12 protein-coding genes are annotated in these 12,559 nt (G+C 29.7%); 5 read left to right on the top strand and 7 right to left on the bottom strand.

The features are described from left to right. Positions 1-54 precede the first annotated feature (54 nt). A complete protein-coding gene (locus KGF41_RS02310; RefSeq protein ID WP_227829201.1) occupies positions 55-423 on the bottom strand; it encodes a hypothetical protein in 369 nt (122 codons plus the stop codon). Positions 424-643: 220 nt separating this feature from the next. Here KGF41_RS02310 and KGF41_RS02305 point away from each other — a divergent pair, with 220 nt between their 5' ends. Then, a complete protein-coding gene (locus KGF41_RS02305) occupies positions 644-1,240 on the top strand; it encodes a TetR/AcrR family transcriptional regulator (protein WP_227856310.1) in 597 nt (198 codons plus the stop codon). 169 nt (positions 1,241-1,409) lie between these two features. On the opposite strand, the gene KGF41_RS02300 is transcribed toward KGF41_RS02305, so the two are convergent. From KGF41_RS02300 to KGF41_RS02275, 6 genes are all read right to left on the bottom strand, one after another. Then, a complete protein-coding gene (locus tag KGF41_RS02300) occupies positions 1,410-2,291 on the bottom strand; it encodes a CAP domain-containing protein (protein WP_227856309.1) in 882 nt (293 codons plus the stop codon). Positions 2,292-2,700: 409 nt separating this feature from the next. Then, entirely contained in the window at positions 2,701-4,035 is a 1,335-nt protein-coding gene (locus KGF41_RS02295) for a GntP family permease (RefSeq protein ID WP_227829198.1), read from the bottom strand. A gap of 63 nt (positions 4,036-4,098) precedes the next feature. Next, the gene (locus tag KGF41_RS02290) at positions 4,099-4,875 is read right to left on the bottom strand and encodes a 3-hydroxybutyrate dehydrogenase (protein ID WP_227829197.1); all 777 of its coding nucleotides are present in this window, start codon (positions 4,873-4,875) and stop codon (positions 4,099-4,101) included. A gap of 97 nt (positions 4,876-4,972) precedes the next feature. Further along, positions 4,973-5,638, bottom strand: coding sequence for a 3-oxoacid CoA-transferase subunit B (locus tag KGF41_RS02285; RefSeq protein ID WP_227829196.1), 666 nt, complete (start codon positions 5,636-5,638; stop codon positions 4,973-4,975). Next, complete coding sequence (locus KGF41_RS02280; RefSeq protein ID WP_227829195.1) at positions 5,638-6,294, bottom strand: CoA transferase subunit A; 657 nt, start codon at positions 6,292-6,294, stop codon at positions 5,638-5,640. Before KGF41_RS02280 ends, KGF41_RS02285 begins: the two co-directional genes overlap by 1 nt. Before the next feature lie 8 nt (positions 6,295-6,302). Then, positions 6,303-7,481, bottom strand: coding sequence for an acetyl-CoA C-acetyltransferase (locus KGF41_RS02275; RefSeq protein ID WP_227829194.1), 1,179 nt, complete (start codon positions 7,479-7,481; stop codon positions 6,303-6,305). A 351-nt stretch (positions 7,482-7,832) separates the two neighbouring features. Between KGF41_RS02275 and KGF41_RS02270 the strand changes: the two genes are divergently transcribed. The 4 genes from KGF41_RS02270 (at position 7,833) to ptsG (ending at position 12,483) form a co-directional block, all read left to right on the top strand. Continuing rightward, positions 7,833-8,735 carry a LysR family transcriptional regulator gene (locus tag KGF41_RS02270; RefSeq protein WP_227842027.1) on the top strand — a complete coding sequence of 301 codons (903 nt, stop codon included), beginning with the start codon at positions 7,833-7,835 and terminating at the stop codon, positions 8,733-8,735. A 153-nt stretch (positions 8,736-8,888) separates the two neighbouring features. Further along, the gene (locus KGF41_RS20805) at positions 8,889-9,011 is read left to right on the top strand and encodes a hypothetical protein (protein ID WP_255287740.1); all 123 of its coding nucleotides are present in this window, start codon (positions 8,889-8,891) and stop codon (positions 9,009-9,011) included. 258 nt (positions 9,012-9,269) lie between these two features. After that, positions 9,270-10,112, top strand: coding sequence for a BglG family transcription antiterminator LicT (gene licT, locus KGF41_RS02265; RefSeq protein WP_227842044.1), 843 nt, complete (start codon positions 9,270-9,272; stop codon positions 10,110-10,112). 289 nt (positions 10,113-10,401) lie between these two features. Then, on the top strand, positions 10,402-12,483 hold the full coding sequence (ptsG, locus tag KGF41_RS02260) for a glucose-specific PTS transporter subunit IIBC (RefSeq protein ID WP_227829191.1): 2,082 nt from the start codon (positions 10,402-10,404) through the stop codon (positions 12,481-12,483). Positions 12,484-12,559 lie beyond the last annotated feature (76 nt).

Below are 12,559 nucleotides of genomic sequence, written 5' to 3'. Positions count from 1 at the left end.
ATTTGATAATAATTAGGGATACTATTAAAAAATAGTATCCCTTTTTTATTTATATCAAACTGTAAGAATTAAGATTTTGTTTCTGTATATTGTTCTCCAACCTAAAACTACTAGTAAAGCACCAATAATGTTTAAAATTATACATATATACATTCCAAAATGACCAATGTATTGATTTAGTGTATGTCCCCACAATACACCATCTGGTAGTTGTTTGCCAAAAAAACATGCTACAAAGTACATACTCATTGGTATACCAAACATTTCAAGGGCGTAAGCTATTATAAATTCTAGATAGGCTGTAGTGGGCTTTCTTTGACTTTTTTTATAAAAAGGTAGAAAAAATAGAAAAATTCCATAAATTAATATCCAGATAATTACACCAATCCAATTACCATAGTGCGAAAGTGCTGTTTCGTTCATAAAATTATCCTCCCAAATTTAAATAATTTTTAATGTAAATGTATCTTAGACAACTAAGTAGATTTCAGCTATGTAATTATAAAAAAGATATTGCGATAAATAAAAATTATTTAAAAATATTTTTCGACCACTGGTCGAGTTTTTTGTATTGTATCATATTTTCGACCAGTGGTCAACTTTTTGATACTGTGTTATAATACAAAATAAGGATGGTGAGTATATGGACAAAAAAGAGTTGATTTTAAATGCCATGCAAGAATTATTAAGAGAAGAAAAAGGAGCAACTTGTTCAGTTAGTGATATTGCAAGAAGAGCAGGTATTGGAAAAGGAAGTATATATTATTATTTTAAATCTAAGGATGAAATATTTGATGCAGTAGTTGAACGAACTTATAGCCAGATTATAGACAAATGTAAAGTTATTGTAGAGAAAAGTCAATTGGATTCAATTTCAAAACTGATGCTATTATTTCAAAGTTATATAACATCAACAGTTGAATCTTCAATTGATGAATATCTTCACCAACAATTTAATGCTTCAATCCATCAAAAATCTCTTGCAGAAATACTTACTTCACTTTCTCCCATTATTGCAGAAATATTTCAACAAGGAGTGGAAGAAGGGATATTTAAATGTGAATATACTTTAGAAGTATCAGAGATAATTTTATCTGTTTTCACTTTTTTACTTGACCCGGGTATTTTTTCTTGGAATAAAGAGGAGAAAAAACGCAAATTAGAAGCATTAAGTTTGATTTTAGAAAGAAGTCTAATGGCGCCGAAAGGAAGTTTTGATTTTTTTATAAGGGATTTTTAAATTATTTAATTATTAAATAATATTTATAATATAGGAATTTATATTCAGTATGAAAAATATATTAAAGATAAAATACTATGATATAGTATAGATACAAAAGAGTATCCCATTTATGATTTTTAAAAATCATCTTGAGATACTCTTTTTGTATATATGGAAAAAGAGTATTTTATCCTACAAAGATTTGTGTCCAGTAAATTGAACCACCACTTTTTTGTGCTACTCCAACACCTATTTTACTGTAATTTGGATTTAATATATTTTTTCTATGACCTTCAGAATTCATCCAAGCATTTACAACTTCTTTTGGTGTTTTCTGTCCCATTGCTATATTTTCACCAGCTGTTTTATAGCTTATCCCAAACTTTTTCAACATATCAAATGGAGAACCATAAGTTGGAGAATTATGTGCAAAGTAGTTGTTGTCAATCATATCTTGAGATTTCTTTGTAGCGACATTTGATACATCAGCATCAAGAGTAAGTGGATTTAATCCAGCTTTAGATCTCTCTACGTTTACTAAATCAACGACTTCTTTTTGGTAAGCTGAAAAATTTCCAGTTGTAGAGCCTGAATTGTTATTATCTTCAGGTTTATTAGTAGAGTCTGAGTTGTTATTGTCTTCAGGCTTATTAGTAGAGCCTGAATTGTTGTTGTCCTCAGGTTTATTATCTTCAGGCTTATTAGTAGAACCTGAATTGTCGTTATCTTCAGGCTTACTAGAGTCTGAGTTATTATTATCCTCAGGTTTATTAGTAGAGTCTGAATTATTGTTGTCGCTAGGTCTGTTAGTAATATTACAATTCTTGTCATTATGATTCTTATCTTTACAAGAATTATCCTTGTCAGGTTTAAGTTCTGGCTTTACAGAACAATTTGGTTTTGCTGAAAACTTAAATTTAGCATTAGTATATACTAAATTTTTATTACTTATATTCATATTGTTTTCAAGTGACGAAGCACTTGCAGTAACAGCACTGGAAGCTGTTGCTAAGGTTAACACTCCTAAAGCTAGTATAGTTTTTAATTTTGTTGGTATATTTTTTCTCATTATAAACACCTCTCAATCTAAAAATTCTAAAAATGTTACTAAATTGTAACCTTTAGTGTAGGGGGTACCCGTGCATTTATACTAACATAGAATCAAGTGTTTTTTTACTGTAAAGATATGTAAATAAAATATACCTGGAATAAATAGGTATATTTTATGATGTTTGATAATTTTCATCATTAATCTGCATAGTATGGCATAGCTGCTTTAGAAGAAATAGTGTTTTTATAATAATTCTATGATGTAAAATTCTGCTTGCGGTAAATTTTTTTTATAGTTAGTGATATTTATTTAATATATACTTTGAAAATAAGTAAAAAAAGTATCTTTAATTAAGTTCTTGAAAATAAAAAAGCCATCTATCATAAATAGATGACTTTTTATATAATAAATAGTAATTTGATTTAGTTTAATACATTAGTAATCCTAATGTAATTACAATGATTTCTGCTATTAATGAACCAACTGCAACCACAATAAAAGTCTCTTTAAAACCATTTTTATGTGTTAATTTAGATAAACTCAAGAATGTAAGAAAAACACCACTTTGAGGTACGATTGTTAATATGTTTGAAGCAATTGTAGCAACACGATGGATTAATTCTGGATTCATGCCAGTACTTAGATAATAATCTGCAAAGTTTGGCATTACTATTCCCAAAGCACCCGAAGAGGAGCCTGTTATTGCTGACATCGTTGAAGTTAAAACAGTAAGGCTTATAAGTGGACTTCCTGGTATTGACATGATAAGTTTACTGAATATATCAAAGCCTGGTGCAGCCATTATTACAGCTCCAAATGCAACAGCAGAAGATGTTGCAAAAATAGGTCCTATAGAACCACTAGCACCAATACTCAATGTTTGTATTTTTGACGATAAAAATTTACGGAATAGAAAAGCAGATAAAATAATTGCAACTATTAAGGCTATGTAAATTACATTTTTTTTCATAAATTCTGAACCAAAAGTACTTCCAGATATTGCTATGACTACAAGTGATAATAGAGGAAAGATACTTGAAAAAAATCCTGGTAATTCTCTATCTAAAGACTCTTCTTCTATATCTGAAGTGTAAGTTGCATAAGTTTCTCCTTTTCTAAGACTTTTGTTTAAAGTATATTTCATGTATACCAGACCAAATACAGCACAACCTATACTTCCTGCAATACTTGGTATAGCTGCTGCTGTAAGAGATGTGTTTAGGTACTGAATAGGAATAACATTTTGAATAGCTGGTGTACCAGGAATCATAGTCATAGTAATTGTTGCAATTCCAAGCCAAAGAGGTATCTGAATAAGATTCCAAGAAATATCAAGTTTTTTAAATAGAGTTCTTGCAAGTGGAATAACTGCAAACATAACTACAAATAAACTTATTCCACCATATGTTAGTATAAAACTCACTATAAATATAGCAACTAAAACTCTGTAAGGGTGGTTAGAGCCAAATTTATTTAAAATAAAATCAGCTATAGATACAGTAGCTCCACTTTCTTCCATAAACTTGGCAAGTATAGAACCTAGTAAGAATATTGCAAAATAGCTCATTATATAGTTTCCAAGTGCTCCCATATAATTATTTTTGTCAGCACCTAACATTGATGTCACAACATCCATTTTATTTAAGATAACAACTATTAAAGTTGCTATTGGAGCAGCTATAGTTATATGAATTTCTTTAACTGAAAAATATATAATAGCTATAATACCAATAATTATACCAATTGGTGCGATAATACTCATAAATATCCCTCCTTAGTAGAAGGACCTGAAGAATAAATTCCTCAAGTCCTAAATATGTAATAACTACTGTGCAGTATATCCTCCATCTAGTAGGCAAGCTTGTCCTGTAATTCCTTTGGCCTTATCACTAGCTAAAAACATTGCATAATCAGCAATTTCTTGAACATCTAGTAGACGTTTTTGAGGTACAAGTGGATATAGAACTTCTTCTAATACACTTTCTAGTGGTACATTACGAGTTTTTGATAGGTCATTAAATTGACCTCTAACAAGTGGAGTATCTACATATCCTGGGCATATAGCATTAACTGTTATACCTGAGTCAGCAGCTTCAAGTGCAGCAACTTTTGTTAGTCCTATAAGTCCATGCTTAGCTGAATTGTAAGCAGCTTTACCAGCAAATCCAATTACACCATTGATTGAAGCCATGTTTATTATACGACCAAATCCTTGTTTTTTCATTATAGGGAATACTTTTTTAGTAGCTATAAAAGGTGCTGTTAACATTATTTTTATCATAAATTCAAATTTATCAGTTGGGAAATCTTCTATCATAGCAACGTGTTGAAGACCAGCATTATTTATTAGTATGTCTAATCTTCCGTATTTTTCTAGAGTATTATCTATCGCATGGTTAATTTCTTCTTCTTTAGTTACATCACACTTTACATTTGCACAATCATAACCTTCTTTTTGTAATTCTGATGTAACATTATCTAGTGCTTCTTGATTTATATCAGAGAAGACTACCTTAGAACCATTCTTCAAGAATGATTCAGCTATTTGTTTGCCTATTCCACTTGCAGCTCCTGTTACGAATACAACTTTGTCTTTAACCATTTTTATTTCCTCCAATTTAATTTTATTTTTATATTAATTTTTTGTATTAATATTTTGCGTCTTTTAAATTTATTTTCTGATGTAATTTTGATTTATTTTAAATAATTGATGTCTCTTTATTTAATGAATCTGATAATATTAAAGGTGCTTCAGTAGCAGAAAGAACTTCGTCTAATGTGAAGATAGGATTTATTTCTATAAGTAGAAGCCCATCTGTTGTTACTTCTATAACTCCCATCTCAGTCACAATTAAATCTACAGCATTAGTTGCAGTAAGTGGGAGAGTACAGTTATTTAATATTTTTGCTGAACCTTTTGAAGTGTGTTCCATTGCTACAATGACTTTTTTTGCTCCAGTCACTAAATCCATAGCTCCACCCATACCTGGAACCATTTTACCTGGAATCATATAATTTGCTATGTTACCATATTTGTCAACTTGGAGTGCTCCAAGAACAGTTACATCTACATGACCTCCTCTGATGATTCCAAAAGAAGTGGCACTATCGAAAAAACAACCTCCAGGAAGAATAGTAACTGGCTGGCCACCAGCATTTACAATAGTTTCATCACTTAAATTTCCATTTTCAGCTGGGCCTAGACCTAGAAATCCATTTTCAGATTGCAAAATAACGTTTACCTCATCTGGAATATAATTTGCTACTTTGGTTGGTAAGCCTATACCAAGATTTACAACAGCTCCATCCTTTAATTCTTTAGAGACCCTGTTTGCAATGTATTCTTGCATTTCTAATTTATCCATTATAAATTACCTCCTTCAACGATGTAATTCACAAAAATACCTGGCGTAGTAATTTCATTGGGGTCGATATTACCTATTTCAACAATTTCACCTGCTTCAACTATTGTAATATTAGCAGCTGAAGCCATTAAATTATTAAAGTTATTCATAGAACCTTTGTAAACTAAGTTACCTGCTTTATCTACCTTTGAAGCAAATAAAAGAGCGACATCAGCATGAATTGGTTTTTCAAGAAGATATTCTTTACCATCGACAACAATCTTTTGCTTTCCTTCTTCAATAAGAGTACCAATACCAGTTGGTGTTAGTATTCCACCTAAGCCATAACCAGCTGCACGAATTTGTTCAGCAAGAGTTCCTTGAGGAACTAATTCGACACATGTTTCATTATCATTCATCTGTCTTCCTGTTTCCTTGTTTAATCCTATGTGAGATGCAATTATCTTTTTAAACTGTTTATTAACAACCATCTTTCCAACACCTTTGTCAATAAAACCAGTATCATTACAAACTAATGTTAAATCTTTTATACCTTTATCACATAAATAATCAATTAAATTTTCTGGAGAACCATTGGCCATGAATCCACCAACCATTACTGTGTCTCCATCTTTGATATGAGATAGAGCCTCATCAATGCTAACTATTTTATTCATATTTCCTCCTATCGTGAAACTATCATTGCTATTCCTTGACCACCACCAATACAAAGTGTTGCAAGGCCAGTTTCTACTTTACGTTTTTGCATTTCATAAATTAGGGTTACAAGTACTCTAGCGCCACTTGCTCCTATTGGATGTCCTAGTGCTATTGCACCACCATTTACATTTAACTTAGACGAATCTATTTGAAGTTCATTTTTAACTGCAAGTGCTTGTGCTGCAAATGCCTCATTTGCTTCTACTAAGTCTATATCATTAATATTAAGACCTGCTTTTTCTAGTGCTTTTTTTGTTGCAGGAATCGGACCAGTTCCCATGATTTCAGGTTCTACGCCAGATGATGCATATGATTTTATTGTAGCAAGTGGCTTAAGCCCAAGCTCATCTGCTTTTTGTTGACTCATTAGTATCAACATTGCTGCACCATCATTGATTCCTGATGCATTTCCAGCTGTTACAGTACCTTCTTTTTTAAATGCAGGTTTAAGTTTGGCTAGTATTTCAGATGTCATGCCTAATTTAGGATATTCATCTGTATCAATAGTTTTAATTTCTTTACGATTTATTGTAACTTCTACTGGAACAATTTCATCTTTGAAACGATTGTTTTTTATAGCTTCTTCAGCTTTATTTTGGCTTTCTAGTGCTATTTTATCTTGCATCTCTCTTGTAATTCCAAATTTGTCAGCAACATTTTCGGCAGTGATTCCCATATGGTATTGATTGAAAGCATCTATAAGACCATCTGTTAGCATACTATCTACCATAGTAACATTGCCCATTTTACTACCAAAGCGAGCAGTAGGAATAATGTAAGGTGATTGACTCATATTTTCAGTACCACCTGCAATTACTACATCATTTTCACCAGCTATGATTGATTGAGCTGCTAGTTGAATACTTTTAAGTCCTGAACCACATAATTTATTTACTGTGTAACTTGGTACAGAACTTGGTATATCTGAGTTTATGGCAATTTGTCTAGCAACATTTTGTCCAAGCCCTGCTTGTAGAACATTTCCAATTATCACTTCATCTATTTCAGATAAATCAAGTTTTATACGTGATATAGCCTCCTTAACAGCCACAACTCCAAGTTGAACAGCAGAAGTATTTTTAAATACACCACCAAAGTTTCTGATAGGTGTTCTTACTGCTGATACAATTACTACATCTTTCATGTTTAATAGTTCCTCCTTGAATGATTATTTAAAATTTTCTGAATAAAAAAATTGAAGAACACTATAATAAATTACTTATAATACAAGCTTGTTTTTAAGTATTTTAATTATTTTTATTCCTAATGCTTTAGGTTTTCCTCTTTCTAACTATAGATTACGGCGAAAAATGAGTTTTGTCTAAGTCTAATTTTTTATACAACATATAAGGAAAATTTATAGGATAAAAATTTAGAATAGATATAGAGGAATATTTTGTTAAAATATTAATGAAATTATTTTGATTTTCTTATAAAATGTTCTTATAAGAAAAAATATTAATATCAACTATACTTGTAAGAAAGGTGGTTTGAAATGGATATAAAACAGTTAAAATATTTTGTTGAAATAGTGAAATCTGGTTTTAATTTATCAATTGCATCAAAAACTCTTCACATATCTCAACCAGCCTTAAGTCAAATTATAAAAACTTTTGAAGAAAATGAAAATGTATATTTATTTGAGAGATATAAAGGCAGGTTAAATGGATTAACTCCAGCAGGAGAAAGATTTTATGTAAATGCAGAGAATATTATAAATGAATATAAAAATATGATGGAGGATTTAAGAGAAGACTCTGTTCAGTTTAAAGGGAAGGTTAGAATAGGGATACCACCACTTATACTTGGAATAGCTTTTTCTGATGTAGTTGCACAATTAGTTGCAAACAATCCAGATATAGAATTCGATATAGTAGAGAAGGGGGCATATGATTTAAGTAGAATGCTTATTTTACAGGAATTAGATTATGCAGTTCTTTTACATCCACATAAAATTGATAGGAGTGTAGTAACAGAACATGTACTTCAAGAAGATGAACTTACTGCATTTTTAAATACAAGTCATCATCTTGCAAAGAAAAATAAAATAGATTGGAAGGATTTAAATGAAGAATTGCTTGCAATATTTAATCCTACATTTATGATACATCATAAATTAATGCAAAAATTTACTGATGAAAAAGTTAAACTTAAGAGGTATATTATGTCTGGTTCTTGGGATTTCTTGTTGTTATCAACTACAAATTCTGATTTTATAACTATTTTACCATCACCAGTACATGATTTTTTTGAAAATAGTCAAATTATAGAAAAACCATTTAATGACCCTATTACATGGAAGGTTGTATTATGTAGACCTAAAAAAGAACGTTACAGTCATGTAGATGAGCATGTATTTAAATTTATTATAGATTTCTTTAGTAAAAAGAATCTATAAATTGTTATTTAAATAACAAATAAAAATATTAATGAAGATAATAGGCATGAATCATTAATAGTAATTAGATTTTATAATCGTTATTTAAATTGGTTAACTAGAAAAATTCATAATGATGATAAATTTGAAGCAAAAGTAGGATATTATAGATTAATGGCAATACAAATTGAAAGAGATAGTATTCAACAATTAGTTGAAAGTAAACAAATATCAAGAGAAGTAGCTAAAGAATTATTGGAAAATATTCTTTATGATGAAATGATGATGATAGAATGAAAATTATAAACTGTATAATGTTTAAATTTTATTGGTACTAAAAAAATAGGAAATAGTTTTCAATAAATTGCTTGACATATATATCCATTTATAATAGAATAAAGCTATAAATTGAATACAATATTTATGAGCGTTAACAAACTGGATTGTTACTGGGAAGCAGGCAATACCTAAGTTAAGATATACAGGTGAATTGTATCTTAATTTAGGTGTTTTTTTATGAATAAGGGAAATTGTATTTTGGGAGAGATATTGATTATGATTATTCAACAAATTTACAATAATAATGTTGTATTAGTTTTAGATGAAAATCAAAAAAAAGAATTAATACTAACAGGATGTGGAATAGGATTTCAAAAAAAGAAGGGTCAAGAAGTAGATAAAAGTAAAATTGAAAGAACCTTTGTAACACAAGATGAAAGTTTTATAGATAAAATTGGAAAATTAGCAAGCCAGGTTGATGAGAAGTTTTTTGAGGTGAGCACAGAGGTAATTGCTCATGCAGAAGGCATTTTAAATACTGAGCTTTATGAGTACATATATGTAGCACTTACTGACCATATTGCATTTGCAATTAAAAGATATCATGAAAATATAACTATAAAAAATGATTTACTACATGAAATAAAAAGAATTCACAAAAAAGAATACGAAATTGGAAAATGGGCTGTAGATTATATAAATAAAGAATTTAATGTAGAGTTTCCTTTAGATGAGGCAGGCTTTATAGCTATGCACATAGTAAATTCAAACTATAAAGGCAGTTCAAAGGAATCCCTGTTAATTACTAAAATTGTAAAAGACATACTCAATATTATAAGATATTATTATAGAGTTGAGTTTAAAGAAGATGATATAAATTATGATAGACTTCTTACACACTTAAAGTTTTTTGCAAATAGATTAGTAAAAAGAGAGGAACTCAATGATACTAATAATGATATTGTAGATATAATCAAGATAAAGTATGAAAAAGATTATAATTGTGCATATAAAATAAAGACACATGTAGAGAAAAATTATGATTACTATGTAAGTCAAGATGAACTATTATATTTAACACTACATATTAAAAGAGTTATATCTGTGTTGAATTCATAATAATATTATTAAATAAATATAAATTAAATATTGGTATTTAAGATACTATGTAAAATTTAATAGAAATATAATAATTTTAAAACATTAAGGTTGTTACTGATAATGCAGGCAAGACTTAGGTTTATAAAAAAATTATAACAGTTTATTTTTAATTCTAAAATTAGGTTGATATAGGTTTATTTATATTAACATGAGATTTATTTTTAGGGTTAAAACTACTAGTGTAATTTTTTATAAGCTTAAGTCTTTTTTATTTAAAAAATATAAAATAATAAGGAGAGAGAAGTAAATGAAAAAAATATTTGGTGTTTTACAAAAAGTAGGAAAATCTTTAATGTTACCAGTTGCATTACTTCCAGCAGCAGGTATATTGCTTGGTGTAAGTAATGCTTTAGCAGGAGATGCGTTACTTGCTCATTTTCCAGCACTAGCAAATCCTACATTTCAACTTATAATAAGTATAATGGAAAGTTCAGGGCAAATTATATTCAATAACTTGCCTCTTATATTTGCAGTTGGTGTAGCTGTGGGTCTAACTGAAGGCGAAGGTGTAGCAGCATTGGCAGCTATAGTAGGTTTTTTAATCCTTAATACGTCTATGGGTGTTATGGCAGGTGTCACAGAAGATATGATAGATAATTCTATGTATGCAAGTATTGTTGGAATACCAACAATTCAAACAGGTGTATTTGGAGGTATCATAATAGGTATAGTAGCTGCTTATCTTTATAAAAAGTTTTATAAAATTGAACTACCTCAATACTTAGGCTTTTTTGCAGGTAAAAGATTTGTGCCTATTGTTACATCATTAGTCGCAATAGTAATAGGAATCATATTATCATTTATTTGGCCACCAATACAAGAAGGGTTACTTAGTTTTTCAAAAAATGTTATAGAAGCAAATCAAACATTAGCAGCATTTATGGAAGGGTCTCTAGAAAGATTATTAATACCTTTTGGTTTACATCATGTTTTCCATAATCCATTCTGGTATCAATTTGGAGAATATGTAAACAAAGCGGGTGAACTTGTAATGGGTGACCAAAAGATATTTTTTGCTCAACTTAAAGATGGGGTAAATTTCACAGCAGGTACTTTTATGACAGGTGCATTTCCATTTATGATGTTTGGTCTTCCGGCAGCAGCACTTGCTATGGTACATGAAGCAAAGCCAGAAAAGAGAAAGTTTGTAGCAGGAATAATGGCATCAGCTGCACTTACATCTTTTTTAACAGGAATAACTGAACCAATAGAGTTTGCATTTTTATTTGTTGCACCAGCATTATTTGTAGTACATTGTTTATTTTCAGGTTTATCATATGCAGTAATGCAACTATTAGGAGTTAAAATCGGATTCACATTTTCAGGCGGATTAATAGACTTCTTACTATTTGGTGTACTTCCTAATAGAACTCCATGGTATCTAGCTATTTTAGTAGGTATTGGATTTGCAGTATTATATTATAGTGTATTTAGATTTATGATAAGAAAGTTTAACCTAAAGACACCAGGAAGAGAAGATGAGTCAGAGTCTAGTGTGGAGACTAGTGAAATGTCAAAAGATGAGTTGGCATCAGAAATACTAATAGCTTTAGGAAACAAAGAAAATTTAAAAAGTTTAGATGCTTGTATAACAAGACTTAGATTAGTTGTAAATGATATAGATAAAGTGGATAAAGAAAAGTTGAAATCACTTGGAGCAGCAGGCGTAATGGTTATTGGAAACAATGTTCAAGCTATATTTGGTCCAAAATCAGATGCAATAAAATCTAATATAAAAGATATAATAGAGGGAAAAGTAAAGGTTGAAAAGACTGATATTAAAAATATAGATAAAAAGAAAACGGAAAAAAATAATAACATAGAAAACACTAATATAGGCGATACTTTGGTGGAAGAAGAAATTTATTCATTGACAAATGGAGAAATCTTAGATATAGAAGAAGTTCCAGACTCTGTATTTTCAAGTAAATTAATGGGAGATGGATTTGCAATTAAATCTGACGATGGATTAATTTATTCACCAGTAGATGGAACTATTGGAGTTGTATTTCCAACTAAACATGCAATAATAATCAAATCTAAAAAAACTGGAGTAGAAATACTTATACATTTAGGTATAGAGACTGTAAACTTAGAGGGAAATGGGTTTGAAGTATTTGTAAATGTAGGAGATGAAGTGAAGTCAGGGGATAAACTGGTTAAGATGGATTTAGAATATATTGAAAAAAATGGTTTATCAACAATGAGTCCAGTAGTGTTTACGAATTTAGAACAAAATCAGAAGTTAAATATTAAAAAGGGAAAAGTTACAGCAAAAGAAAGTAATCGTGTAAGTATATTAAAAGGTAGTATTGAAAAAATTGGGTAGACATATTGACTGAATAGATATATTAATGTGTATAATTAAAACATTATGAAGTTGAGTAATTATATAAGCATGATTT

Origin of the sequence: Clostridioides sp. ZZV14-6150 (assembly GCF_020657875.1) — a bacterium.
Taxonomy (GTDB): domain Bacteria; phylum Bacillota; class Clostridia; order Peptostreptococcales; family Peptostreptococcaceae; genus Clostridioides.
Note: the sequence above shows the minus strand (reverse complement) of the source record. Positions and strands in the feature narration are given on the sequence as shown.

Coding starts and splice junctions, on each gene's coding strand:
- KGF41_RS02295 (WP_227829198.1), bottom strand. CDS start 4,035: ATGAGTATTATCGCACCAATTGGTATAATTATTGGTATTATAGCTATT.
- KGF41_RS20805 (WP_255287740.1), top strand. CDS start 8,889: ATGGCAATACAAATTGAAAGAGATAGTATTCAACAATTAGTTGAAAGT.
- KGF41_RS02305 (WP_227856310.1), top strand. CDS start 644: ATGGACAAAAAAGAGTTGATTTTAAATGCCATGCAAGAATTATTAAGA.
- KGF41_RS02270 (WP_227842027.1), top strand. CDS start 7,833: ATGGATATAAAACAGTTAAAATATTTTGTTGAAATAGTGAAATCTGGT.
- KGF41_RS02310 (WP_227829201.1), bottom strand. CDS start 423: ATGAACGAAACAGCACTTTCGCACTATGGTAATTGGATTGGTGTAATT.
- licT (WP_227842044.1), top strand. CDS start 9,270: ATGATTATTCAACAAATTTACAATAATAATGTTGTATTAGTTTTAGAT.
- KGF41_RS02280 (WP_227829195.1), bottom strand. CDS start 6,294: ATGAATAAAATAGTTAGCATTGATGAGGCTCTATCTCATATCAAAGAT.
- ptsG (WP_227829191.1), top strand. CDS start 10,402: ATGAAAAAAATATTTGGTGTTTTACAAAAAGTAGGAAAATCTTTAATG.
- KGF41_RS02290 (WP_227829197.1), bottom strand. CDS start 4,875: ATGGTTAAAGACAAAGTTGTATTCGTAACAGGAGCTGCAAGTGGAATA.
- KGF41_RS02285 (WP_227829196.1), bottom strand. CDS start 5,638: ATGGATAAATTAGAAATGCAAGAATACATTGCAAACAGGGTCTCTAAA.
- KGF41_RS02300 (WP_227856309.1), bottom strand. CDS start 2,291: ATGAGAAAAAATATACCAACAAAATTAAAAACTATACTAGCTTTAGGA.
- KGF41_RS02275 (WP_227829194.1), bottom strand. CDS start 7,481: ATGAAAGATGTAGTAATTGTATCAGCAGTAAGAACACCTATCAGAAAC.